General features: G+C 32.6%; 22 protein-coding genes and 1 tRNA gene. 6 read left to right on the top strand and 17 right to left on the bottom strand.

Going from position 1 to position 25,130, the window contains the following annotated elements; translation table 11 throughout:
• Positions 1–117: 117 nt before the first annotated feature.
• The 3 genes from N4A42_RS05780 (at position 118) to N4A42_RS05770 (ending at position 5,608) form a co-directional block, all read left to right on the top strand.
• Positions 118–1,479: a hypothetical protein gene (locus tag N4A42_RS05780; RefSeq protein ID WP_294071213.1), complete on the top strand. Its 1,362-nt coding sequence runs from the start codon at positions 118–120 to the stop codon at positions 1,477–1,479.
• Positions 1,480–1,490: 11 nt separating this feature from the next.
• Positions 1,491–4,628, top strand: coding sequence for an FG-GAP-like repeat-containing protein (locus N4A42_RS05775; RefSeq protein WP_294071210.1), 3,138 nt, complete (start codon positions 1,491–1,493; stop codon positions 4,626–4,628).
• A 68-nt stretch (positions 4,629–4,696) separates the two neighbouring features.
• Positions 4,697–5,608, top strand: a complete 912-nt coding sequence (locus N4A42_RS05770; protein ID WP_294071207.1) for an ABC transporter ATP-binding protein — start codon at positions 4,697–4,699, stop codon at positions 5,606–5,608.
• Between the two features lie 6 nt (positions 5,609–5,614).
• Here the strand turns inward: N4A42_RS05770 and N4A42_RS05765 are convergent, their stop codons facing one another.
• From N4A42_RS05765 to pdxA, 10 genes are all read right to left on the bottom strand, one after another.
• Positions 5,615–7,867 carry an MMPL family transporter gene (locus N4A42_RS05765; RefSeq protein WP_294071204.1) on the bottom strand — a complete coding sequence of 751 codons (2,253 nt, stop codon included), beginning with the start codon at positions 7,865–7,867 and terminating at the stop codon, positions 5,615–5,617.
• 33 nt (positions 7,868–7,900) lie between these two features.
• Entirely contained in the window at positions 7,901–8,350 is a 450-nt protein-coding gene (locus N4A42_RS05760) for a 3-oxoacyl-ACP synthase (RefSeq protein ID WP_294071201.1), read from the bottom strand.
• A complete protein-coding gene (locus N4A42_RS05755; protein WP_294071198.1) occupies positions 8,351–9,463 on the bottom strand; it encodes an FAD-binding oxidoreductase in 1,113 nt (370 codons plus the stop codon).
• Between the two features lie 50 nt (positions 9,464–9,513).
• Positions 9,514–12,483: a reprolysin-like metallopeptidase gene (locus tag N4A42_RS05750; RefSeq protein WP_294071195.1), complete on the bottom strand. Its 2,970-nt coding sequence runs from the start codon at positions 12,481–12,483 to the stop codon at positions 9,514–9,516.
• 143 nt (positions 12,484–12,626) lie between these two features.
• Positions 12,627–13,979, bottom strand: coding sequence for an acetyl-CoA carboxylase biotin carboxylase subunit (gene accC / locus N4A42_RS05745; protein ID WP_294071192.1), 1,353 nt, complete (start codon positions 13,977–13,979; stop codon positions 12,627–12,629).
• Positions 13,980–14,063: 84 nt separating this feature from the next.
• A complete protein-coding gene (gene accB, locus N4A42_RS05740; protein WP_294071189.1) occupies positions 14,064–14,543 on the bottom strand; it encodes an acetyl-CoA carboxylase biotin carboxyl carrier protein in 480 nt (159 codons plus the stop codon).
• Between the two features lie 30 nt (positions 14,544–14,573).
• Positions 14,574–15,572, bottom strand: coding sequence for a beta-ketoacyl-ACP synthase III (locus N4A42_RS05735; RefSeq protein WP_294071186.1), 999 nt, complete (start codon positions 15,570–15,572; stop codon positions 14,574–14,576).
• 178 nt (positions 15,573–15,750) lie between these two features.
• On the bottom strand, positions 15,751–15,954 hold the full coding sequence (rpmF, locus tag N4A42_RS05730; RefSeq protein WP_294071184.1) for a 50S ribosomal protein L32: 204 nt from the start codon (positions 15,952–15,954) through the stop codon (positions 15,751–15,753).
• 8 nt (positions 15,955–15,962) lie between these two features.
• Positions 15,963–16,502, bottom strand: coding sequence for a DUF177 domain-containing protein (locus tag N4A42_RS05725; protein WP_294071181.1), 540 nt, complete (start codon positions 16,500–16,502; stop codon positions 15,963–15,965).
• Between the two features lie 79 nt (positions 16,503–16,581).
• On the bottom strand, positions 16,582–17,622 hold the full coding sequence (pdxA, locus tag N4A42_RS05720) for a 4-hydroxythreonine-4-phosphate dehydrogenase PdxA (RefSeq protein ID WP_294071178.1): 1,041 nt from the start codon (positions 17,620–17,622) through the stop codon (positions 16,582–16,584).
• Between the two features lie 98 nt (positions 17,623–17,720).
• Between pdxA and N4A42_RS05715 the strand changes: the two genes are divergently transcribed.
• Complete coding sequence (locus N4A42_RS05715) at positions 17,721–18,311, top strand: riboflavin synthase (RefSeq protein ID WP_294071175.1); 591 nt, start codon at positions 17,721–17,723, stop codon at positions 18,309–18,311.
• Here the strand turns inward: N4A42_RS05715 and N4A42_RS05710 are convergent.
• The 3 genes from N4A42_RS05710 to mce form a co-directional block, all read right to left on the bottom strand.
• On the bottom strand, positions 18,308–18,466 hold the full coding sequence (locus N4A42_RS05710) for a hypothetical protein (protein WP_294071172.1): 159 nt from the start codon (positions 18,464–18,466) through the stop codon (positions 18,308–18,310). The genes N4A42_RS05715 and N4A42_RS05710 overlap by 4 nt on opposite strands.
• A 402-nt stretch (positions 18,467–18,868) precedes the next feature.
• Positions 18,869–18,942, bottom strand: a tRNA-Ile gene (locus N4A42_RS05705).
• A 75-nt stretch (positions 18,943–19,017) separates the two neighbouring features.
• On the bottom strand, positions 19,018–19,422 hold the full coding sequence (gene mce / locus N4A42_RS05700; RefSeq protein ID WP_294071169.1) for a methylmalonyl-CoA epimerase: 405 nt from the start codon (positions 19,420–19,422) through the stop codon (positions 19,018–19,020).
• Between the two features lie 166 nt (positions 19,423–19,588).
• Between mce and rbfA the strand changes: the two genes are divergently transcribed.
• Together rbfA and N4A42_RS05690 are read left to right on the top strand one after the other, a co-directional pair.
• On the top strand, positions 19,589–19,981 hold the full coding sequence (rbfA, locus tag N4A42_RS05695; RefSeq protein ID WP_294071166.1) for a 30S ribosome-binding factor RbfA: 393 nt from the start codon (positions 19,589–19,591) through the stop codon (positions 19,979–19,981).
• Positions 19,982–21,184, top strand: a complete 1,203-nt coding sequence (locus tag N4A42_RS05690) for an ABC transporter permease (RefSeq protein WP_294071163.1) — start codon at positions 19,982–19,984, stop codon at positions 21,182–21,184.
• Here N4A42_RS05690 and dusB read toward each other — a convergent pair.
• From dusB to N4A42_RS05670, 4 genes are all read right to left on the bottom strand, one after another.
• Positions 21,181–22,173, bottom strand: a complete 993-nt coding sequence (dusB, locus tag N4A42_RS05685; RefSeq protein WP_294071160.1) for a tRNA dihydrouridine synthase DusB — start codon at positions 22,171–22,173, stop codon at positions 21,181–21,183. The genes N4A42_RS05690 and dusB overlap by 4 nt on opposite strands.
• Positions 22,174–22,194: 21 nt before the next feature.
• On the bottom strand, positions 22,195–22,590 hold the full coding sequence (locus tag N4A42_RS05680) for a DUF4345 domain-containing protein (RefSeq protein ID WP_294071157.1): 396 nt from the start codon (positions 22,588–22,590) through the stop codon (positions 22,195–22,197).
• Between the two features lie 79 nt (positions 22,591–22,669).
• Positions 22,670–23,821 carry a T9SS type A sorting domain-containing protein gene (locus N4A42_RS05675; RefSeq protein ID WP_294071154.1) on the bottom strand — a complete coding sequence of 384 codons (1,152 nt, stop codon included), beginning with the start codon at positions 23,819–23,821 and terminating at the stop codon, positions 22,670–22,672.
• Positions 23,821–25,116 carry a M28 family peptidase gene (locus N4A42_RS05670; protein ID WP_294071151.1) on the bottom strand — a complete coding sequence of 432 codons (1,296 nt, stop codon included), beginning with the start codon at positions 25,114–25,116 and terminating at the stop codon, positions 23,821–23,823. The genes N4A42_RS05675 and N4A42_RS05670 overlap by 1 nt, the downstream gene beginning before the upstream one ends.
• Between the last annotated feature and the right edge of the window lie 14 nt (positions 25,117–25,130).

Genomic DNA, 25,130 nt, shown 5'->3' with positions numbered 1-25,130 from the left:
ATCCTTCTTTATTGATAATAAACGATTTAATAAAAAAATATTATATTCACCCCTACCTTAACAAAAGGTAGGGGTTTTTCATATTAAATTGTTCTATAAATGTGGATTTATAATTACATGAAAAAAAAGTTCATTTTTAACTTGTTTTTACTATTTCTTTTGTCATTATTTTCTTGTAGTGGCTCAGATGATAATACAACTCCTTTATCTATTGAAACTAATCCCGACGAAGCACAATTAGATCAAAACTCCGAAGTTGAAATCTATATATTTAATAACGACTTAAACATTCCAATAAGCGGAAACCTAACACTAAACGCGCCAACATTAGGTTCTGTAGAAATACAAGATAATGCTACTCCAGAAAACATAAGCGATGACTATATAGTTTACTACGCTAACCCAAATACTGTAGGTGAAGATTCGTTTCAATATACTATCTGTGATGATTCTAATAATTGTTCAACAGAAAATATTTCAATCTCAATAAACTCTTTATCTGTAGTAAATATGTTTGAAGGTAACACTCCACACCAAACATTATCAGCCTATAATTTTTTTGAAGAAGATTTAAATAATCTAAGTCCTACTTTTGGTGTTATTCCTTATGAATTAATAACACCATTGTTTACAGATTACGCTAAGAAAAAACGTTTTATTTGGATGCCAAATGGTGTTAATGCTAATTATGTAGATGATTATTCACCAATAGATTTCCCTACAGGTAGTGTCGTTATTAAAAATTTCTTTTACTACAATGTACAACCAGATAATTCTACAAAAATTATTGAAACTAGAATTATGTACAAAAAAGAGACAGAATGGGATTTCGCTAATTATGTTTGGAATGAAGAACAAACCGAAGCTTTTTTCACTAATTCTGGTAGTACTGTTAATTTAACTTGGATAGAAGGGGAAACTATTAAAACCACAGATTATAGAATTCCGTCTAGAGCAGAATGTTTTACTTGTCATAACCAACTAGATGATCCAACTCCTATTGGTTTAAGACCTCAAAATTTAAATAAAGAATACAATTATACAGAAGGTGCTGCAAATCAATTACGCAAACTTAGCGAGTTAGGTTATTTAAATGCTGATTTACCTAATAATATAAATACGGTTGTGGATTGGAATGATAATACTCAACCCCTTGAAGCTAGAGTACGATCTTATTTAGACATTAATTGTGCTCATTGCCACTCTGACTTAGGCCATTGTAATTATAGACCTATGCGATTTGCCTATCCTTTAACCGAAAATTCTGAAAATATTGGCGTATGCGTAGAGCCTGAAACTCAATTCATTCCAAATTCATATATTGTAAAGCCAAATGATACTGATTTATCGATTCTTTACTATAGATTAAGCACCACTGATGAATCTTTTAGAATGCCTTTATTAGGAAGAACTATTAACCACGAAGAAGGAATTCAACTTATTGAAGAATGGATAAACTCTTTAACTAACTGCGATTAAAACCAAAAAACATGAAAAAAATTACATTATTACTTGTTGCCGTTTTTGCATTTTGTTTAGGTAATGCCCAAATCCTAAACCAAAATGCTAATTGGCCAAATAACAACTGGACAATTACTGGAACTTACGATGTAACATACCTCTATGAAAACCCCACCTCTACCTCAGCTAATTTCTCTTATGACGATGACGACGCTGGAAGTGGAACTGATAGTAATTTAGCCGCAGAATCACCTGTAATAGATTTATCTACAGCATTCAATGCTGGTGAAACATATATTTCTTTACAAGCAAATTATGTTTTTAACGTATACCAAACTGAAACCATTACAATTGAATATTGGGATGCTGATAACTCTCAATGGGTCGTTTGGGGAAGTTCATATGATACTGACACAACCGGAGCTCCAACTTCTAATTATTGTAATGCTACGTTTTATAGTTTAAGTCAACCTTTATTAAATATTTCTGGTTTTTCTAGCAATCAATTATCTGGATTTAGATATAGAATTTCCTACCAAGACAATGGTTCTTGGGGTTATGGATTTTGTTTTCAATCGCCAACAATTACATCTTTAGATCCTTCTACTACATGTTTAGACCCTATTAATCTAGATGTAGTAAATATAAGTGAAACAACTGCCGATTTAATCTGGACAGAAATAGGTGTTGCAACAACATGGAATATTGAATGGGGTCCTGTTGGGTTTACACCTGGAACTGGAAATTTTGTCTCAAGCGCATCAAACCCTTACACTCTTGTTGGTTTAACACCTGGAACAGACTATGAATTTTACATACAATCTGATTGTGGTGGTGGAAACCTGTCTAGTTTTATTGGCCCAATAGGTTTTGGAATTCCTTCTCCTTCTGCATGTGCGTCTGCTATTAGTATGAATGTAGAACAAGATTGCAGTACAGCAACACCAACAGTTTTTGACTTTAGTACAGCAATAGACATTGACAACTCTGATGAAAATCCAAATTGTGATGCTGTAGGTAACTATGGTTATTTTGTTAGTTTTACTGCTCCTGCAATTGGATCAGTAACTTTTAACTTTAGTGGAGCTGCTGATAGTATCGGATTAGAAGTTTATGATGCTTGTGATGGCACTGCAGTTTCTTCATGTAACAATAATGGGTTTGACGCTGGTGATTCCTCGGAGCTAATTAATGGTTTAACACCTGGCGCTACTTATTATGCAGTTCTTTGGAGAGATCAACAAAATGGAATGGCAGATGTGTGTATTGAAGAAGGAGCAAGCTGTCCTGATCCAATTAATTTAGACGCTACAGGTATTATCATAAATGCTGCTAATTTAACATGGACTGAAAATGGTATTGCAACACAATGGAATATAGAATGGGGGCCTTCTGGGTTTTCTTTAGGATCAGGAAATGCTGTTAATGGTGTTACAAGCACCACTTACAATTTAAGTAATTTAACACCTGGTACTAGTTACGATTTTTATGTTCAATCTATATGTACAGGAGAAACTTCAAGTTATTCAGGTCCTTATACATTTACTACACAAGTTCCTTCTAGAATTAACTTTAATCAAGTACCAATAAGTGTAAGTGGTCAGGATTTAGCTGTGGTTGATATGAATGGTGACTTTTTAGATGATATTGTAGGTGTTTCTGCTACTAACGTAAATATTCAACAACAAAATGCAGATGGTTCATTTACAAGCATTAATATTACAACACCTAGTGCAGACTATTTGCCAAGTTGGAGTATTGCTGCTGCTGATTTTGATGCTAACGGAAAAACAGATTTATTATACGGAGCAGGAAGTGGTGTAACTTTTATGCAAGCCAGTAATGATGGTACTAGTTTTACAGAACAATCCACAACAGAGTATGTATTCTCTCAACGTTCTAACTTTGTAGATATAGATAACGATGGTAACCTCGATGCTTTTGTTTGCCATGATGTTCAACCAAATGTATATTTTATAAATGATGGCACAGGTAATCTAACATACTACCAGTCTGATGTTACTCCTGGCGCACCTTACGAACTTGGTAATTACCCTTCAGGTGGTGATTATGGATCTATTTGGATAGATTATAACAACGATAGAAATATAGATCTATTTGTTGCTAAATGTGGTGGTGCAGAGGCTAGAAGAACCAATATTATGTACACTAATAATGGAGATGGCACTTTTACAGAAAATGCTGCTGCTATAGGGCTAAATGACCCAATGCAAACTTGGTCTTCTGCTTGGGGAGATTTTGATAACGACGGAGACATGGATGTGTTTGTTGGTGCAAGTTCTGGCACTCATAAATTAATGGAAAATAGTGGTTTCTCAGACGATGGAAACCCAAATAACGACTATATTTTTACTGATGTTACTGCTGGTGCTGGAATTTCTGCACCTACAGGCTGGGAGAGTTCTGTTTATGATATAGATAATGATGGATATTTAGATATCGTTAGTAATGGTTCTATAATGTATGGAAAAGGCGACATGACTTTTGAAGATGCTGATGACCAACAAATTAATTATAAAAACGGAAGTTTTGGAGATTTAAATAATGACGGATTTATTGATCTTTATTACAGTGGCATGAGATATTATAACTTAGGTAATAGTAATAATTGGGTGAAAATAAATACTGTGGGTATGGCTCACGTTACACCAAATTACAGTAACAGAAACGGAATTGGAGCACGTGTAGAATTGGTTACCGATTTTGGCACACAAATCAGAGATGTAAGAAGTGGAGAAGGGTTTGAGTTTATGAGCTCTCTAAATACTCATTTTGGTATTGGTTCTAGTACTGCAATTACCGAAATAAGAGTGTATTGGCCATCTGGTGTTATCGATGTTGTACCTAACCCAAGCATCAACAGTACACATACAATAGTAGAAGGAACCCATCCTTTAAGTATAGAAGATGAAACACTTGTAGATATTTCTATTTATCCAAACCCAGTTAATGATGTATTAAAAATTAAAACACCAGCTACTTTAACAGAAAAAATTGCTACAGTTTTTGATGTTACTGGTAAAAAAGTTTATAATCAAAAGTTAACTAATAATGAAATTAATGTTTCAAGCCTTCAAGGAGGTGTATACTTTTTAAGAATTGAATCTAATGGAAAAAGCATTAGAAAAAAGTTTATAAAAAAGTAATGCATATTTAGTTTAAAACTAAAAAGCCGCTTGAAAATTCAAGCGGCTTTTTTATGGTATTTTTGTGCATGCTTCAAGTAAAACATATCTCTTTCGGCTATACAAAAACCAATGTGTTAAGTCACATTGATTTTATAGTAAATAGTGGAGAAAATCTAGCAATTATAGGTGAAAGTGGTTCTGGCAAGAGTACACTTCTTAATTTAATTTTTGGAGAATATGATTTAGACCAAGGGCAAATTTTATGGAAGGATACCGAAATTCTTGGTCCTAAGTTCAACTTAGTTGTTGGTTATGATTTTATAAAATATGTTTCTCAAGAATTTGATTTAATGCCTTTTACTTCAGTTGAAGATAATATAGGTAAGCATCTATCGCGTTTTTATCCTAAGGAAAAAGAAAAACGAACCCAAGAGCTTATCAAAATTGTTGAATTAGAACCATTTGCTAAAACTAAAGTTAAAAACCTAAGTGGTGGACAGAAACAACGTGTAGCCATTGCAAGAGCTTTAGCTAAAGAACCTGAAATTTTATTGTTAGACGAGCCTTTTAGCCATATCGATAATTTTAAAAAACAGTCTCTACGGAGGAATGTTTTTAAGTATCTAAAGCAACAAAATATATCTTGTATTGTTGCTACTCACGATAAAAATGATGTGTTGGGCTTTGCTGATAAAATGATTGTGCTCGATGATAAGAAAATCATAGCTGAAGACACACCTCAAAACCTTTATAAAAACCCGAAGCTCCCATTAATTGCTTCCTTCTTTGAGGAATTCAATATCATAAATGATAAAATATATTACGCGCATCAATTAAGAATTGTTGAAAGTTCAGACCTAAAAGCTAGAGTTAAACAATCTTATTTTAATGGGCAAAATTGGCTAATCGAAGCTGAATTTAATAAGAAACTCATATATATTTCTCATAGAGAATCGTTAAGTACAGACACTCTTATTTCATTTAAAATTTCAAAATAATTTCAGTTATTTATCAAACTTTTTTAATAAAGCTGGTAAATAAAAAATATCTGTAATTAAAGCAATAGCAACGGTTACAGCACATAAAATTCCGAAATCACTAACCGATGGTGTAGCACTAGACGCTATTATTAAAAAACCACCTACCAAGGCAATTGTGGTTGAAAACAAAGCACTTCCTGTATAATGCATAGCACTATCCATACGTTCATTTGGTGAACCAGAAATGGTTTTACTTTTTCGGTATTTATAAACTAAGTGAATGGTATCATCCATAGCTATGCCTAGCATTATAGGTGTTATCATTGCTGTTGACACATCTAACGGAATGTCTAATAAACTCATTACAATTGCTAAAATAGCTAATGGTAAAACATTAGGAATTAAAACCAATAATGTAGTTCTAATACTTTTTATAAAAATTAAAAGACACAAGAATGCTACAAAAAACGCAGCAAAAAACGACTTAAACTGTGTCTCTAGTATAAAGTTATTAAGCTGTGCAAAAACAACAGCAAAACCGTTTATTTTAAGCTTAAACGCATTGTTATTAAATGTTTCTTGAAAGTTCTGCTCAATGTCTACAAGGATTTGTTCTAATTCCGAAGTTGTCATTTCTGGCAAACTCAAGGTAATTCCTGCGGTAGAAAAATCTTCAGAAAATAATTTAAAGAAATTGTTATCGGTATTATCTACAGTAGATAAAATCTTTTTAACTCGCTCTTCAGAAACATTACTCTGAAATAAAACTGGTGAACGTTTTTCTAAAAATGATTTAATATTAACCACAGAAACTGGTGCAATAATCAATGGATTGTCCTCTAACTTGTTTTGAAACACCTCTAGCTGTTTCATTGCTTCTCTATTCAAAATGGCATTACCACTTATGGTAGAAACATTAAGTTGTAATCTAGAACTCCCTTTTAGTTGTTCTTCTACAATTCTTAAATCTTCTTTGGCTTCACCTTCTGCCAATAAATCTATAGAGCGTGTGTCTATTTTAACCTGTGTTACTGCATATAAACCAAAGATTAACAATGCAGTAAAACCTACAATAATGCTTGTTTTATATTGAGTTGTAAATCCATTTAACCAATCTATAAATTGTGTTTGGCTTAATTCTTTAAATGATAAAATAGGTTGTGCTTTCTTAAAATTAAGCGTCATAAAACTAAAGCCTATTATAGTAATTACATAAACTAATGTAAAACTCAACAATAAGCCTATACAGGTAAAAACACCCATATTTTTAAACGCTGGCAAAGGTGATAAGTACAACGCAAAGTAGCCCACAAAGGTGGTTAATGTAGTATAGAAACAAGGTGTGAAGCTTTTTCTAATGGCAATTGCTAATAAATCGACTTTTGAAAGCGACTGGTTTTTAAGACCTTCTTTATGGTAAATATTAATAATGTGTACAGCATCACTAACACTATAAACCATTAATATGGTTGGAATAAGCATAGAAATCATATTCAACGAAAATCCCATAGCAGTAATAATACCAAATAGCAAACTCACAGGTACAGCTACTGATAATAGTGCCACAATAAGATAACGCTTGCTTGGCAACAAGAACAAAAGCATTACAGTTATTACCAAAACCGTTAGTATGCCAAACATTAAGCTTTCCTTATAAATACCTTTGCTGTAGGCCTCATTTAAAACTGGTGGTCCTGTTAAATGATATTCTTCAAAATAATGCGCTATTGTTTTAGTTATTTCACCTAAAATATCTTTTCGTTGTGCTTCAATAGTAGGTGTAGGATTTAGCTGAATGTAAAAAAATAAGTTTTTGTAATCTTCCGAAACTAATTGAGTAGTAACATTAGGAAGCTTAGAAAATAAACTCTTTAATCCTTTTTCACTTCGTTCAGAGTTATACAAATCAAGAAAACGAACACTATTATTGGTATATAAAGGGTATTTAGCCTTTGCTAAACTATACGATGTCTTTACATATGGAAAAGCTTCAACTGCATTAGTAAGTTCTTTTAGTTTGTTGATTTTATCTTTTGATAGTGCATTTTCCAAAGGAAACATAGCAATGTATATTTCATCTGAACCAAATTTTTCCTGAAAATCTATATATGCTTTATAACTGGGATCATCTTCTAAAAACCATATCGTTAACGAATTATCAATCTTAAGCTTATTGATAGTTTGGTAGTTCGCCAAGGCCATTAAAACCGTTAGAAGTATTATAATAACAACTCTAAACTTAATTATGGTTTTAACAATTGTCTTAAGATTTTTCATTAATAGAAAATATTGAAAAACACGATAGAATATTTACATCACTTTTAATACTGTAAATGTACTATTTCTAAAGCTAACAACATCTCCCTCTTCTTTACCCAACAACACTTGAGCTATTGGTGTTGCTGGTGAAATAGCATAAAAACAGGTTTCGTTAATTTTAAGTTCACCAGTACTAATGGCTATGTAATAATTTAAATTTGAGGTAAACACAATACTTCCGAGAGCTACTTTAGTATGCGTTGCTTTATAATCTGTTTTTTGAAGTAAATCTTGCAATTTTTGAATTTCTGCTAAACGTTGCCCTAACTTTTCGCGCTCTAACTGCAGCATAGCTCGACCTGTTTCGTGCTTATCACCAGCACTACTTTTAGTCTCGGATTGTAGTGCAGTTTCTATATCTAAAATATTGTTTTGAATAACCTGTAAGCGATTCTCTAAATTCTCTTTGCACTCGTTATAAAGCTGTTCCTTGATATCCATTTATATTAAATCTGCTAGTTCTAAACCCACTGTACTGCCAATGGCAACTCCCATTCCTCCTAAGCGCACTCCACAATATATATTGTTACTCAATTGTTTAACTATGGCTTTTTTTTGTTCGCCAACACCCATAATTCCAGACCAGCGATAATCTATTTCAAAATTAATGTTTGGTAATATTGTTGTTTTTAGCAACTCTTCAAGCTTGTTTTGAATGATCTTAGTTTCGCCAAATTCATCAGTCTCTTCTGTTTTAAAATCTAAATTTCTACCTCCACCAAATAAGATTCTATTATCAATATTCCTGAAGTAATAATATCCTCTATCTAAGTGAAATGTTCCTTTAATATGAAGGTTTTCAATGGGTTTTGTAATTAAAACTTGTGCTCTAGCTGGTTTAACTTCTTGGTCTATAAGTTGAGACGCAAAACCATTTGTTGCAATACATAGTTTTGAAGTTGAAAACTCAAAAGAATTGGTTTTGATTTTTACTTTATTTAATTCACCTGAAAAGCTTTCAACAGTACAGTTATTTAATATTTGTATTCCAAATGATTTAACCTTGAAAAGTAAGGCTTCCATCATTTTTCCGGTATCTATCTGCCCTTCAAATTTATTAAAGCTATAATTCGGCTTTATATGTTGAAAACTGAAACGATTATCACAAAATGTAAAAACCTTGTCGTTAAAAAGCGGTTCTAAAAGTTCGTTAATGAATTGCTGCTTTTCAGCACAAGAATTATAAAGCGCTTCATTATCATTAGTGAATAGTTCATAACCACCAAAATTTTGGTAGTCAATTGCCTTATCTCCTAGTGTATTACGAAGTAATTGTAGTCCATCTACCCTTTTTTTTACAAGGTTTACGATTTCTTGTTCAGAATGTGATTTTAAATCATCTATGATTTCACTTAAACTACCAAAACAAGCAAATCCGGCATTTTTAGTGCTTGCTCCTTGCGGTAAAAATCCTTTTTCTAATATAAGGATCTTAGATTTAGGAAACCTTTTTCTTAGTTGCAGTGCACAATTAAGACCGACTATTCCGCTTCCAACTATTGTAAAATCAACGTTAGATAGCCAAGTTTTTATTTCCCAATAAGATAAATTCATAGCAAAAAAAAGCTCCTAAATTTAGGAGCTTTTATATTATGTATTAAAAATTAGTCAACTATAATTTTCTTAGTTATTTTATTAGAACCGTCTGAAATATTTAATAAATATACACCAGACTGTGCATTATCTAAGCTAATGACTTCATCAAATCTACTAACACTATTATAAGAGTTTGTGAAAATTGCTCTTCCTCTTATGTCATAAACTTCAATATAAATATTTTCGCCCGATTTTGGATTAAAACCAATATTAAATGTACCGTTATTTGGATTAGGATAGATAGATAGATTTTCTAATTCATTATCCTCAATACTTAAGTTATTAATAACGTTAAGAGAATAATCTTCTACTTCACCATCAAAACCAGTCTCACATGATGTAGGAACATCATTTGCACCAGGATTAGTATACTTTGTACTAACTCTCATTGTAGTGCTACCTGCAACGGCATCATTTGGTACAGTAATACTTAATGGTGAATTTGCAGTTAATGCATCTGCAATATTTGCAGAAAGACCTAAATCATATTCTTCGCCAGCATCATCAAAAGAACAATTTTGATTCCAATCTATCCAAACTCTTGTTATTATTTGAAAATTTCCATCAGAATTTGCTCTTACAGATAAATCATAATTCATCCCTGCTTCAACATCTGTAGAAATTGCTGTAAAATCAGAGTAAGGAGATGTTTTAGGACCAGCATCAAGGTTATTTATAGTATTAAAAATTACACCTGTTGTTCTAGTCTGATATTGAAGACTACCGTTTGAAGGGCATGCACCATCAGTAATAGTTAAATTTGCTGTGGTTTGCTTGTTTATTGATGGAGAACTTGCTGTAAGTGTAATTGTATAAGTATTACTTGCAACGGCATTTAAGCCTGTTAAACTTAAAGTTACAGTACCATCTGCACTTAAAGACATAGGACTTAAACTAGATCCTGCACCTGCAGGTATGCCAGAAACACTAAACGATGTTGTCTCAGAAAAGCCGTTAGATGTAACATAACTAAATTCCATTGTAGCTGTGTCTTGATTACAAACATTTACATCTCCAGTTGTAGAGTTTATACTAAAATCTTGCGCACTAGAAATAGAAAATGTATTAGATACTGCATAAAAAATGTTATCAGCAGCTTCTACAAGAATTTTTGCGTTATTAGTATTACCTCCAGGAACTGTAATTGTAGCAGAACCAGTATTAGGAACACCAGTTGCTAATGTTGTAAAAGATCCACCATTATTATTAGTGAAAAGAATATTAACTGCTTGACAATTTATAGGACTTGAATTAGTTTGACCTACAACCCATGTTACTTGTTGGCTAGAACCTCCAGCCCATGTAGGAGGAGTATTAACTGTAAAAGGTGTCCCTCCTTGTACATCAACAACCATATTATCAGAATCTGTAGCTGCCCCACCTGTTTCATTATCTCTTACTGTTAAAGAAAAATTCATGGTTCTAGCTACAGATGGTACAACTTGCCATGTAGTAGCTAAAGAACCTGACATTACTGTACTTAACGGTGGCATGTAACGATTAGGAGATGCTGTAGGGTCTAATGATCTAAAAAGAGGTCCTAGATTACTTGTTGCTACTGGAGGCATTGTCGCTGGATCTGCATCAATTTGTTCCCAACAGTATGTTAATCCTGTTGCTGTATCAGCATCAGTTGCAGAACCTCTTAAAACAAATGCTGTTGATCTAGGAATACTATAATTTGCCCCTGCATTTGCAACAGGTGCTACATTATTGGTTACAGTTCCTACAAAACAAGAACTACTATTACCTGTAGAAATATTATTCCACATTTCCAGAATGTTTTGTCCATTAAAGTAATCATCACTGTTATTTTGCACATTAGGTGCACAAATACCTGCATAACCCATAATTGAAGAAGCACTTCCTGGTTCTACAGACACACTCGATCTTTGACAATTATTGTTTTGTGTATGATTACCTCCATACTGATGACCCATCTCATGAGCAACGTAATCAATATCAAAAGCATCACCAGTTGGTGCAGGCGAACCTGTAACTCCTTGCGCTTTATTAGATGTACATGGAGACCTTAAGGCTGCTATACCTCCACCTCCTGTGCTAAACACATGACCTATATCATAATTTGCTGGTCCAATATTAGCATCGCATGCCGTTTGATTTTGACCAAGCATTACTCCACCATTATTATTAGTGTATGGATCAGTTGCTGCATTTAAAAATATAACATTAGAATTATTACCTACTATAACCATAGTTAACCCTAAATCTCTTTCAAAAACACCATTTACTCTCGCCATTGTAACATTCATTGCTGCTAGTGCTCCTGCAACTGTACCGCCATGATATTGTGCATATTCTCCTGTACAAGCAAGGGCTAAGCGATAAGTCCTTAAAGTTCCATCATTAGCGTTCCTTAGCGCAGTAATGTCTTCACTAGACTTTTTAAAATCTTCTGGATCATATTCTGTTTCACAAACAAAATTTCCTATTGACTCGTCTTCATTTGAATTGATAAAGGAAATATATGTTCTTAAATCTGATGTATAAGGCTCAATAAAAACCGTTTTTCCATCAGATAATACCATACCACTAAAACCTTTCTGTGGGGAAATACTGAATCTCAAAAGAGCAGATGGATTATCAATTCCCTTACCAACAAAAGATCTTATCTCTGGATATTGTACTTGAAGTTCATATTCCATTACAGAAGCTTCTTGAACTAAAAAAGATTCTGGTTTTCCATTTTGATTAGGTAATTGCATAACAACACCTTGATCTTTAGACGAAAAATCACGTTGCGGAACATTGGCCAGCTGTTGTTTTAAAACATCAATGTTAATATCTATTAAAATAGATTTTTTAGGTATTGACTTATAAAAAATGACATCTTCATTTTTAATTTGGTCTCCATGATTTATTGACCATGGATTTTTTGTTTTCTGCGCATTAGCTAACGATACAAAAAACAAAGCTGCTAAAACGCTTAATAAAAGATTTTGGTAATTATTTTTCATCACATATTTAATTTTTCAATAAAGGTAGTGGTTATATTAATATTTTACAAAAAACAACAATTTCTTTAATATATTCTACATCATTTTAAAAAAGTTTTTAAAGATATATTAAAAAAAAAGCAACCCAAATAGGTTGCTTTTTTTTAATCTTCATTTTCAGCTTTTATCTTAAAATCCTCCATAAATTTAGTGGTATAATTACCAGCTAAATAATCTGGATGTTCCATTAATTGTCTATGGAAAGGAATTGTGGTTTTTATACCTTCTATTACAAACTCATCTAAAGCTCGTTTCATTTTATTTATAGCTTCTTCTCGTGTTTGCGCAGTTGTAATTAACTTCGCAATCATAGAATCGTAATTTGGCGGAATACTGTAACCAGCATAAACATGAGTATCTAAGCGTACTCCATGACCTCCAGGAGCATGAAGTGTAGTTATTTTTCCAGGTGAAGGTCTAAAATCATTAAACGGATCTTCTGCATTTATTCTACACTCAATAGAATGTAAATTTGGTGTGTAATGCTTACCAGAAATAGGCACACCTGCAGCAACTAAGATTTGTTCTCTTATTAAATCAAAATCTATAACTTGCTCTGTAATTGGGTGTTCTACTTGAATACGAGTATTCATCTCCATAAAGTAGAAATTTCTATGTTTATCTACTAGAAACTCTACAGTACCAGCTCCTTCATATTTAATATATTCTGCAGCTTTTACTGCAGCTTTCCCCATTTTATTTCTCAAACTATTGGTCATAAAAGGAGAAGGAACCTCTTCGGTAAGCTTTTGATGTCTACGCTGTACAGAACAATCTCTTTCTGATAAATGACAAGCTTTACCATGAGAATCACCTACTATCTGAATTTCAATATGTCTTGGCTCTTCTATGAGTTTCTCCATATACATATCATTATTTCCGAAGGCTGCTTTAGACTCTTGTCTTGCAGAATCCCAAGCTGCTTTTAAATCTTCTTTTTTCCATACAGCACGCATTCCCTTACCTCCACCACCTGCTGTTGCTTTTAACATTACAGGATAACCTACTTCTTCAGCGAGTTTTTCGCACTCTTCAAAATCTTTAATAATACCTTCACTTCCTGGAACACAAGGCACACCTGCAGCTTTCATAGTGGCTTTTGCAGTAGCTTTGTCACCCATTTTGGAAATCATTTCTTCTGAAGCACCAATAAACTTAATTCCGTGCTCTTCACATATCTTAGAAAATTTAGCATTTTCAGATAAAAATCCATATCCAGGATGTATGGCATCTGCATTAGTAATTTCTGCAGCTGCTATAATATTTGATATTTTTAAATAGGATTCATTACTGGGTGCAGGACCAATACAAACAGCTTCATCTGCAAATTTAACATGAAGACTGTCTGCATCTGCAGTTGAGTATACTGCAACAGTTTTAATACCCATTTCCTTGCAGGTTCTAATAACACGTAGTGCTATTTCACCTCTATTTGCAATTAGTATCTTTTTAAACATAAATTCTTCAAATTTTCAATATTCAAAAACTAAATTCCAAATCTCTATTGCTTGGAATTTGGAAATTGAAAATTGGGATTTATATTATGATGGATCTACCAAAAATAAAGGTTGATCAAACTCTACAGGAGTAGCGTCGTCTACTAAAACTTTTACAATCTTACCTGATACTTCAGATTCTATCTCGTTAAAAAGTTTCATGGCTTCAATAACACAAAGTACATCTCCTTCTTTAATATTTGTTCCTACTTCAACAAAAACAGGTTTGTCTGGAGATGGTTTACGATAAAATGTTCCTATAATAGGAGATTTAACAGTAATGTATTTAGAATCATCAGCAGGAGCTGGTGCAGCAGCAGGAGCTTCTGGAGCTGGTGCAGCTACAGGAACAGGTGCTTGTTGTACAACAGGAGCAGCCTGTACAGGCACTTGCTGAACAATTGTAGTGTCACTATCAGAACCTGTTCTAATAGTAATTTTAACATCATCCATTTCTAACTTAACTTCACTCGCACCAGACTTGGCTACAAACTTTATTAAGTTCTGAATTTCTTTTAAATCCATAATATTTAGATATTTTTGTTAGTTAGATTTTTAGTTAGGGTTGTATGCCCATTTAAAATAGATTGATCCCCAAGTAAAGCCTCCTCCGAAGGCAGCAAAGATTAAATTATCTCCTTTCTTTAATTGAGATTCGTAATCATTAAGTAATAACGGTAAAGTTGCAGAAGTGGTGTTTCCATATTTTTGTATGTTCATCATCACTTTTTCATCTTCCAAATTAATGCGCTGTGCAGTAGCATCTATAATTCTTTTATTTGCCTGATGGGCAACTAGCCAAGAAATATCATCATTGGTAAGATTGTTTCTTTTTAATATACGTTCTGCAACATCTGCCATATTGAAAACAGCATTTTTAAATACTGTTCTTCCATCTTGAAACACATAATGATTTCCTTCATTAAAAGTATTTTCATTTATTGGGTATGAAGACCCTCCGTATTGAGCACGTAAAAACTCTCTCCCTTCTCCGTTGCTTCTTAACAATTCGTCTTGTAATCCTAATCCTTCCTCATTAGGCTCAAACAACACAGCTCCGCCTCCATCACCAAAAATAATACAAGTTGCTCTGTCCTCGTAGTTAATAAATGACGAGTTCTTATCTGCACCTATTAATAGAACTTTTTTATAACGACCAGACTCAATATAAGCGGCTGCTGTTGACATTCCGAATAAGAAACTAGAACAAGCAGCTTCTAAATCGTAAGAAAAGGCATTTATAGCACCAATTTTAGTAGCTGTATAGGCTGCTGTAGAAGCAGCTTTCATATCTGGTGTTGCTGTAGAAACAATGACCAAATCTATTTCTTCTGGATTTAAACCTGTTTTTTGGATTAAATCTTCAGCTGCTTTGATGGCTAAAAATGATGTTCCTTTACCTTCTTCTTTAAGAATTCTACGCTCTTTAATACCTGTTCGTGTTGTAATCCACTCGTCATTGGTATCTACCATAGTTTCTAAAACTTTGTTAGAAAGTACAAAGTCAGGAAGATAACCTCCGACAGCCGTAATTGCCGCTGTGATTTTACTCATTATTAGCTTTTATATTAATTAAAAGTATTGAAAAATGACAAAAACCAATACTTATTAATGGATTTTTGTCATTTTTCGGCAGTTAATTATGCAAAGTAAGTGGTTTTTCACTTATTCAGAAAATTAAAATAAAAAAAACGCTCACATGTGAGCGTTTTATTATATGCGCGCATAATAGTTATGCTAAATTTTCTTCTTCTACCGAGTTATCTATTAAAACCTGACCTCTATAATAAAGCTTACCTTCATGCCAGTGCGCTCTATGATATAAGTGTGGCTCACCTGTTGTTGGGCAAGTAGCTATTTGAGGTACAGAAGCTTTATAATGCGTTCTTCTTTTATCTCTTCTTGTTCTAGATATTTTACGTTTAGGATGTGCCATTTTAAATGTTATTTATCCGTTAATAGTTTTTTTAAATTATTCCAACGAGGATCAATTTCCTCAGATGTTTTTTTATCAGTACCCTGTTTTGGGCTCAATTCTTCTAATTTTGAAAGTATGTCAGAGTTAAGAGTTCCATCTTCTATTCCAGGATGTACTCGCTTTGCTGGCACTGCCAATATGATTAGCTCATAAATGTATTGAGCAATATTAATTTCATATTCGCCATGTGGTATAATTAAAATATCTTCATTATCATCATTATACTCAGCACCAAATTTTACAACTAACTTAAACTCATCTTTAATTTTCTGATTATAAGGCTCATTTGTGAGGTCACAATTAACATTAACATAACCAGATGCATTAAAATAAAGCTCAAGCAAAGTAGATTTCTTAATGAGTTTTAAATTGATTTTTACATCAATTTCATTAAACTCATCATACTCAAAAATTTGAAAGAACGTATTATTAATATTATACTCAAAACTGTGTTCTCCTTCTTTTAAACCAATGAATTGGATTGTATATTCTTTTAATACCTTCATTACCACACTCATTTTGAGCCCGCAAATATACAAATTTTTAATTATTTAAAAACCAGATATCAACAAATTTTGTTAATATCTATTTTAAAGCTTTCTTTAAAGGGTTTTTACTGTAATGATTATATTCTAATCTGTTCTTATATATATTGATTGCAGTATAAATTGCTTGTACAAAAGAATTCTCATCTGCAGTGCCCTTACCTGCTATTTCATATGCTGTACCATGATCTGGTGAAGTCCTTACCTTGCTTAGGCCAGCCGTATAGTTAACTCCACCTCCAAAGGCAATGGTTTTAAAAGGTATTAAACCTTGGTCGTGGTAAGACGCAATTACTGCATCAAAACTTTTATAATTATTAGATCCAAAAAAACTATCAGCAGAGTATGGCCCGTATGCTAAGGTTCCATCTTTTCTGATTTTTTCTAACGTTGGTCGCAAAACAGCATCATCTTCTTTGCCAATAACACCATTATCTCCAGCATGAGGGTTAATTGCCAAAACAGCTATTCTTGGTTTGCGAATGCCAAAATCTTGTTTTAAGGATTTAGTAACTGTTTCAATTTTTTCTATTATTAACTTTTCAGTAATATGGTTTGCTGCATCTTTAAGTGGTACGTGATCTGTTAAAAGCCCCACACGCAAATCGTCCGCTACCATAAACATTAAACTTTTTCCATTTAAAGCTTTAGCTAAATAATCGGTATGTCCTGGAAACTTAAAGGTGTCTGATTGTATATTGTGCTTATTAATTGGCGCAGTAACTAAAACATCTATTGTTCCTTGTTTTAATGCATTTGTTGCAGCTTCTAACGATTTAACGGCATATCCACCTATTTTTTTATCTGCTTTGCCAAATGCAATCTTAACAGGTTCTTTCCAAACATTTACCACGTTAACTTTTCCATGAGCTAAGTTTTCTGGTTTATCTATATTAAAAAAGTTGATTTTACTTTTAAAATGATTTTTATAAAACTGCATTGTCTTTCCAGAAGCAAAAATAACAGGCGTGCTTAACTCTAATGACCTACTATCTTCGTATGCTTTGATGATAATTTCTGGTCCTATGCCATTAAGATCTCCTACTGAGATACCTACAATAACTTTTTCTTCTTTCTTCATATATAATTATTATCCTTTTTTTTTATTAAAATCTGCTAATGAGTTAAATTGTGTACTTAACTTTGCAAATACAAATTTAACCAAATAAAGCGGATACTATGTTTACAGGTATTATTGAAGAATTAGGAACAGTTAAGCATCTTAAGAACGAAGGAGATAACCTTCATCTTACAATTAGTACTTCTATCACTTCTGAATTAAAAATTGACCAAAGTGTAGCCCATAATGGTGTTTGTTTAACTGTTGTTGCAATTGAAAGTGATAATTATATAGTTACCGCTATAAAAGAAACTTTAGATAAATCTAATTTAGGTTTACTTAAAAAAGGAAACATAGTAAACATAGAACGTGCAATGAAATTGGGTGACCGTTTAGATGGTCATATTGTTCAAGGACATGTAGATCAAACTGCTGAATGCATTTCTATTGAAGAAGAAAACGGGAGTTGGGTATTTACTTTTCAATACGACAAAAGACTAAGCAACATTACCATTGAAAAAGGTTCTATTACTGTAAATGGCGTTAGCTTAACCGTGGTAAATTCTAAAGCTAATCAATTTTCTGTAGCTATAATACCATATACTTATCAACATACCACATTTAAAACACTTAAGGTTGGTGATAAAGTAAATCTTGAATTTGATGTTATTGGTAAATACGTAAAACGCCTTAATGACTTAAGACATTAAGCTGTTTTATTAGATATACTATACGCTTTATAAATTCCGATACCTAAAGCAATTACAAATAATAGTACTATTCCTCCATCTATAGGAAGACCAGGAGGAGGAGGAGGCATAGGAGGAGGAGGCGCAGATCCTTGCGCAGCTGAATCAAAACCCACGGATAATAATAAGACTAGGATAATATTATTTCTATTATTCATGTTATCAATTGAGGGGTCGTAAATGTAAGAAAAAAACCTATCTAACAAAATAAATCTAATCTAAAAACGTCTTTTAACGGTATATATTACCGATGAAATGCATAAAATGTGCTATGGTTAGGGAAGATACGCACAAAATATCATAACAATTAACGCAAATATAGTATTAATTCCTATTCATAAAAAAGCTTTTAAAGCTTAAATGTTAAATTATGATAAAAAAGCTTGTATGTAAGTACCTCAAAAAGATTACTTAAGCAATAAAGACTATTAATCTATAAATTCAAATCTGCTATTGTCACAAAAACTATATTGCATAAAAAAAGACTTTAGCGTAAATACTAAAGCCTTTTTAGTTTGTGGTCCCACCTGGGCTCGAACCAGGGACTTTCTGATTATGAGTCAGATACTCTAACCAACTGAGTTATAGGACCTATTGGTAATTACCAATTTCTTTATTTCTAAAGAGTTTGCAATATTAATACTTATTTTAAAACTCTACAAGAATTTTAATCTCTAATGTCTTGACATAATTCTATTAAAACACTATTTGAGGACTTTGGATGTAAAAATGCTATCAATTTATTATCTGCTCCTTTCTTTGGCACTTTGTGAATCATCTCAAACCCTTCATCTGTTAATCGCTTAATTTCTTCCTCAATATCATCAACAGCAAAAGCAATATGGTGAATACCTTCTCCTTTCTTTTCTATAAATTTAGCTATTGGACTATTTTTATTAGTTGCCTGAAGCAGCTCTATCTTATTAGGTCCACATTCAAAAAAAGAAGTTTTTACCCCTTCACTTTCAACCTCTTCAATTTTATAATGAGCTTTACCAAATAATGCTTTAAACAAATTATTAGATTGTTCTATATCTTTTACAGCAATACCTATATGTTCTATTTTTTTCATATCAATTTCTCGAGAAAGCGAGAATCTTTTATTGCAGTTTCTACTAGTGTAAAAACTTAATTAATTATTTATTAAATCACACAAAGAAATCAATTCCTTTAAAAGCAAACTATGATTTTTGTTATATAAAAATAACATAATCTTTAAATATCCCTACTTTTGCATTATGGAAAGTAATAGACAAAAAAAAATAGCTGGTATCTTACAACAAGATTTAGCAGAGGTATTACAACATGCAGCATCTTCTGGCGGACTAAAAGGTGTTATTATTTCTGTTTCTAAAGTTAGCGTTACGGTAGATTTATCTATTGCTAAAGTTTATCTTAGTATTTTCCCTAATAAAGAAGCAAAAGGATTACTTGAAGGTATACGATCAAATACTTCTTTAATAAGACATGAATTATCTCAGCGCACACGACATCAATTAAGACGAATGCCACAATTAGAATTTTTTATTGATGACTCATTAGAATATATAGACGGGATAGAACGTTCTTTAAAAGGCGAAGACAACCCTCTTGAAAACCCAGATTTATTAGGTAAGCGCAAAAAGTCTTAAGTGAATTTTCCTTTATATATAGCAAAACGTTATCTGTTTTCTAAAAGCAGCAGTAATGCTATAAATATTATGACACTTATTGCGTCTGGCGGAGTTATAATTGCTTCTGCCGCATTATTTATTGTGCTTTCTGTTTTTGCAGGCTTAAAAGACTATAGCCTTCAGTTTTCATCCTTTGTAGATCCAGATTTAGAACTCACACCTGCTCAAGGTAAATCATTTATTTTCTCTGATGACGATCAATTAAAGCTAAAATCAATACAAGGCATTGCTTCTTTTTCTAAAATTATTGAAGAGCGCATTATTATAAAATCAGAAAATAAAAATCTTCTTGCGACTTTAAAAGGTGTGGACACCAACTTTTTAAAAGTGACCAATATTGACTCTATGGTAACCAAAGGAAATTGGATTTCTCCTGAAAGTAATGATGTTGTTTCAGGTTGGGGAATTTCTAATAAACTTTCGTTTGGAATTCTAGATTTTAGAAAAGCGCTTTCACTTTACGTTCCTAAACCTGGAAAAGGGCAACTCAGCTCTATTAAAGGAGCTTATAATACCGTATATGTAAATAATGTTGGTTTATTTGATATTAATGAAGAACTTAATGATGAATATATCTTTTCGGATATTACATTGGCCAAACAGTTATTAAATTACAAAAACCATCAAATTTCCGCTTTAGAATTAAAATTAAATCCTGAAGCTGATGAAGAACTAGTAAGAGAGGCTATTAATTCTACTTTTAATAATACATTTCTTATTAAGAACAGAGAGCAACTTAACGACGCTTTGTTTAAAATGCTAAATACAGAAAACTTAGCTATTTACCTCATCTTTACTTTAGTTATAGTCATTGCATTATTTAATGTTATTGGAGCTATCATTATGATGATTTTAGATAAAAAGAAATCCTTAAACACCTTATTTAACCTAGGTACAGAGCCAAAAATCATTAAATCTATATTCTTTTGGCAAGGCAGTCTAATGACTATGGTTAGTGGCTTAATTGGTGTAACTATTGGGTTATTAGTTGTTTTATTACAACAATCTTTCAACTTAATAATGCTTACACCAGAGCTGGCTTACCCTGTGCGTATAAATATCTATAATGTATTCTTGGTATTGGCAACCATCTTTGCTTTAGGAATTGTAGCATCTCGCATTGCATCTCAACGCATTACAAAAAAATTGATAAAATCTTAGACGAATTGGTAATCTGAAAATTTTTCTAAAACCTCGTCAAAAGTATCAAACACATCTTTAGAATCATCACTGGTTACCATTCTCATTCTATATTCCTTAAAGTTCGGAATTCCCTTAAAATAGTTAGTATAATGCCTTCTAGTTTCAAAAACACCTAGTTTTTCACCTTTCCAGTCTATAGCCATTTGTAAGTGTCGTCTCGCTGCTTCAACGCGTTCTGGCATCGTTATTGGATCTAAATGTTTTCCTGTTTTAAAATAATGTTTTATCTGTTTAAAGAACCAAGGATTACCAATAGTAGCTCTACCAATCATAGCACCATCTAGCCCATAATTGTCTCGCATTTCGGCAGCACGCTCTGGTGTATTAACATCTCCATTGCCAAACACAGGAATATGCATTCGTGGATTGTTTTTCACTTCTGCTATCGGTTTCCAATCTGCATTACCTTTATACATTTGGGCTCTGGTTCTTCCATGTATAGCTATAGATTTTATACCTACATCTTGAAGACGCTCAGCAACTTCTACAATTTTTATAGAATCATGATCCCAACCCAATCGGGTTTTTACAGTAACAGGAAGCTTGGTGCGTTTTACCATTTCAGCAGTCAATTTTTCCATGAGACAGACATCTTTTAAGATTCCTGCTCCTGCTCCTTTAGATACCACTTTCTTTACAGGGCAACCAAAATTAATATCAATAATATCTGGATTGGATTTTTCTACAATATCAATAGTTTGAAGCATACTTTCCATATTGGCACCAAAAATTTGAATACCAACAGGTCGCTCTTTTTCATAGATATCTAGTTTCATAACGCTTTTTGCAGCATTACGAATCAGCCCTTCACTTGAAACAAACTCTGTATAAACCACATCTGCACCTTGCTCTTTACATAATGCACGGAAAGGAGGATCGCTAACATCTTCCATTGGTGCTAAAAGCAAAGGAAACTCTCCTAATTCTATATCGCCTATTTTAACCAAGTCTTTAATTTTGGAGCAAAGCTAAGACTTTTTAAGGTATTTACTATTTAATACCCATAAGCCATATAATCCTAAACACAATTCGCCAACTGTAGCTACCACATATGCCACAGAAGGCACGCCATCTAATGTTATGCTAATAATTCTTCCAAATCCTAAACCTAGCATAAATAGCATATTAGAAATAAGAGCTGCTTTTAGATGGTTTCTTCTTAAAATTCCTGAAACCCATAACATTGAAAAAGCAATGTATAAGCCCATTATGGCTTTATTAAAATTATACTCATCAATAGTATTAAGGTTAAGATTTAAAAACTCACCTAGATTAAAACCATAAATAAAAGCAGCAGGAAAAACAACTACAACCGAAATGATAAGGTGTATCTTGGTTATGGTTGCTACTGACGAGATTTTCATTTTTTTATTCCCTAGATTAAATTAGACACATATACACTAAAAACGAATATAAGTATAAAACACCTGACAATCTAAAGCATTAATACTTAACTATTTTAGAATTGTATGTAGTAAATCTATTTGTATAAGTGAGTACATAAATACCTTTATCGTATTGCTTCAAATCTAACACTCCTCTTGTTTGATTAATAGAATACTGATTAAGAAGCTCTCCTCTAACATTGTATATTTTAATTATACCATCAGAAATATTTGAAGCTATATTATAATTCAAAAAACCTTGTGTTGGATTTGGAAAAATTTCTATTCCAACATTAAATGCAATATTCTCTACAGATAACTCTTCACAGGTTTGAGTATAGTTTACACTTGCTGAAGTTTCTAAAGCATTTGTAAAGGTTTCTCCATCCGTTTCGTTATCTTTTAAAATATAGTTAAGCCAAGGTGTTAGAAAACTAAATGTAATACTTTGTTGGGTTTCTCTATCAATATTTATTGATGAATTACAAAACCCTTCACCAAACTCACAATTAAAATTATTATTAGCAAAATAACAGTGTATTCCTTCATTAATGCTAATTAGTGTTTTACATACTGATGCAGCATTACTAAACATAAGATTCTGATTCTGATCTTGTGGAGTTACACAATCGTCACTACCCGAAAACAACAATGTTGGTACAGTTACATTTATAGCTGCTGCTATTGCTGAAGGATTAGTTTCTGCAGCTGCAAAATTTACAACAGCTTGTATGTTAGTATTATTTTCAGCAGCCAAAAAACTTGCGCCACCTCCCATAGAATGCCCCATTAATGCTGTTTTTGGTGCAATTGCATTATAAAAGATTGAGTTATTATTTAAATTTAAAGCTTGCATTTCTGTAGCGACGAATTTTAAATCTAAACCAAAATCTTGATGATTGGGTGATAATGACATTTCTGTTATAGGGAAGCAAATAATATAACCTTGTGGCACTAATTGATTGATAAAATTATCGTAAGCTTGCCAAGTCATCGCAAAACCATGTCCAAAAACCAAAACAGGATAACTTCCAATTGCTACTGCTACATCATCGCCAACAGTTTCTGAAGGATAATACACTTCTGTAATAATGGTTCGGCTTCGAGAACTGTCTACAATATTAAGCGTTGTGTGCCCAATACTAGATTGCGAAATAGTATAGTTTGTAATAAAACTTAAAACAACTACTAGAAAATATTGTATCCTCACTAAAACTTTACTTTAGTTTCAATAGTTTCCTCTCCACGTTTTACAGTAATATCTGCTTTATCTCCTTTGTTAAATACAGACAAAGCACGCATGTAACTCATCATATCCGTAACGGTACTATCTCCTAATTTTACAACAACATCCCCTTTTTGTAATCCTGCATTAAAAGCTGGTGTTTCTTCTCTAGTACCATCTATTCGCATACCCTTTCCATCATATAAATAATCTGGTACTACTCCTAAACCTACTTTAAAACGTGGTGTTTCCTCACTTTCGTTTTTTGTTTTTCTAAAAGCTAATTCACCATTATCATCTAAGTCTGTGATAATATTATAAATGTAATCAGAGATTAAATCCATACCTTCATAATTCAACTTTTCAAAATCATCGCTTGGCTTATGATAATCTTCGTGTTGCCCTGTAAAAAAGTGTAAAACCGGAACATCAATAAGGTAAAAAGAAGTATGGTCGCTTGGTCCCACTCCACTTTCATTTTCTATAAGTTTAAATTTTTCATTATTAGACTTAATAGTTTGCTTAAATAAAGGTGAAGTACCAACACCATAAACCGCAAGTGTACTGTCAGCCTTCATTCTACCTACCATGTCCATATTAATCATATAATTAATAGATTCAGCGTCTATCGTTGGGTTCTTTGAGAAGTAATTAGACCCTAACAAGCCCATTTCTTCACCAGAAAAAGACATAAACAAATAGTTGTTTTTGTCTTTTACTTCAGCATTATTATTTCTCACTTTAAGACGACTAGCAAGGTTAAGCATAATAGCAACTCCACTTGCATTATCATCTGCACCATTGTGAATTGCTTTTTCTTCTCCTCGGTATAAAGAACCTTCGCCTCCATAACCTAAGTGGTCGTAATGTGCACCAATTACAATCGTTGTTTTGGCATTATTATTTATATATCCAATAACGTTATTTCCAGTAATTGTACTATCTGCATTGGTAGTAAACTCTACTTCTTTATGCGGATCTGTTTTGGGTTTAAATGAAAACGGTTGTAAATAGCCTTCTGTTCCTTTTGGCTCAATGCCCATTTCTTTAAATCGTTTTACTAAATATTCTGAAGCTTTTTTTTCACCATCAGTTCCGGTTTGGCGACCTTCTAATTTATCATCTGCTAAATAAGCAACATCTTCCTTTATTTTATTTATGGTCGTTGTAGGTTGATTTTTATAAGTAGCATCTTCCTTTGTTATGCTTCCTGATTTTGTAGGTTCATTTTTGCAAGCTAATACACTTACTAAAAGAGATAAAAACGCTAATTTTTTCATTACTAAATACTATT

It is taken from the genome of Winogradskyella sp. (genome assembly GCF_025210595.1).
Lineage (GTDB): Bacteria > Bacteroidota > Bacteroidia > Flavobacteriales > Flavobacteriaceae > Winogradskyella.
The sequence above is the reverse complement of the archived record's forward strand: the minus strand, read 5'-3'. Positions and strand labels throughout refer to the sequence as shown.

Excerpts from the sequence above, each read along its gene's own strand:
- N4A42_RS05780 (WP_294071213.1), top strand. The coding sequence starts at position 118 with ATGAAAAAAAAGTTCATTTTTAACTTGTTTTTACTATTTCTTTTGTCA.
- N4A42_RS05775 (WP_294071210.1), top strand. The coding sequence starts at position 1,491 with ATGAAAAAAATTACATTATTACTTGTTGCCGTTTTTGCATTTTGTTTA.
- N4A42_RS05770 (WP_294071207.1), top strand. The coding sequence starts at position 4,697 with ATGCTTCAAGTAAAACATATCTCTTTCGGCTATACAAAAACCAATGTG.
- N4A42_RS05765 (WP_294071204.1), bottom strand. The coding sequence starts at position 7,867 with ATGAAAAATCTTAAGACAATTGTTAAAACCATAATTAAGTTTAGAGTT.
- N4A42_RS05760 (WP_294071201.1), bottom strand. The coding sequence starts at position 8,350 with ATGGATATCAAGGAACAGCTTTATAACGAGTGCAAAGAGAATTTAGAG.
- N4A42_RS05755 (WP_294071198.1), bottom strand. The coding sequence starts at position 9,463 with ATGAATTTATCTTATTGGGAAATAAAAACTTGGCTATCTAACGTTGAT.
- N4A42_RS05750 (WP_294071195.1), bottom strand. The coding sequence starts at position 12,483 with ATGAAAAATAATTACCAAAATCTTTTATTAAGCGTTTTAGCAGCTTTG.
- accC (WP_294071192.1), bottom strand. The coding sequence starts at position 13,979 with ATGTTTAAAAAGATACTAATTGCAAATAGAGGTGAAATAGCACTACGT.
- accB (WP_294071189.1), bottom strand. The coding sequence starts at position 14,543 with ATGGATTTAAAAGAAATTCAGAACTTAATAAAGTTTGTAGCCAAGTCT.
- N4A42_RS05735 (WP_294071186.1), bottom strand. The coding sequence starts at position 15,572 with ATGAGTAAAATCACAGCGGCAATTACGGCTGTCGGAGGTTATCTTCCT.
- rpmF (WP_294071184.1), bottom strand. The coding sequence starts at position 15,954 with ATGGCACATCCTAAACGTAAAATATCTAGAACAAGAAGAGATAAAAGA.
- N4A42_RS05725 (WP_294071181.1), bottom strand. The coding sequence starts at position 16,502 with ATGAAGGTATTAAAAGAATATACAATCCAATTCATTGGTTTAAAAGAA.
- pdxA (WP_294071178.1), bottom strand. The coding sequence starts at position 17,622 with ATGAAGAAAGAAGAAAAAGTTATTGTAGGTATCTCAGTAGGAGATCTT.
- N4A42_RS05715 (WP_294071175.1), top strand. The coding sequence starts at position 17,721 with ATGTTTACAGGTATTATTGAAGAATTAGGAACAGTTAAGCATCTTAAG.
- mce (WP_294071169.1), bottom strand. The coding sequence starts at position 19,422 with ATGAAAAAAATAGAACATATAGGTATTGCTGTAAAAGATATAGAACAA.
- rbfA (WP_294071166.1), top strand. The coding sequence starts at position 19,589 with ATGGAAAGTAATAGACAAAAAAAAATAGCTGGTATCTTACAACAAGAT.
- N4A42_RS05680 (WP_294071157.1), bottom strand. The coding sequence starts at position 22,590 with ATGAAAATCTCGTCAGTAGCAACCATAACCAAGATACACCTTATCATT.
- N4A42_RS05670 (WP_294071151.1), bottom strand. The coding sequence starts at position 25,116 with ATGAAAAAATTAGCGTTTTTATCTCTTTTAGTAAGTGTATTAGCTTGC.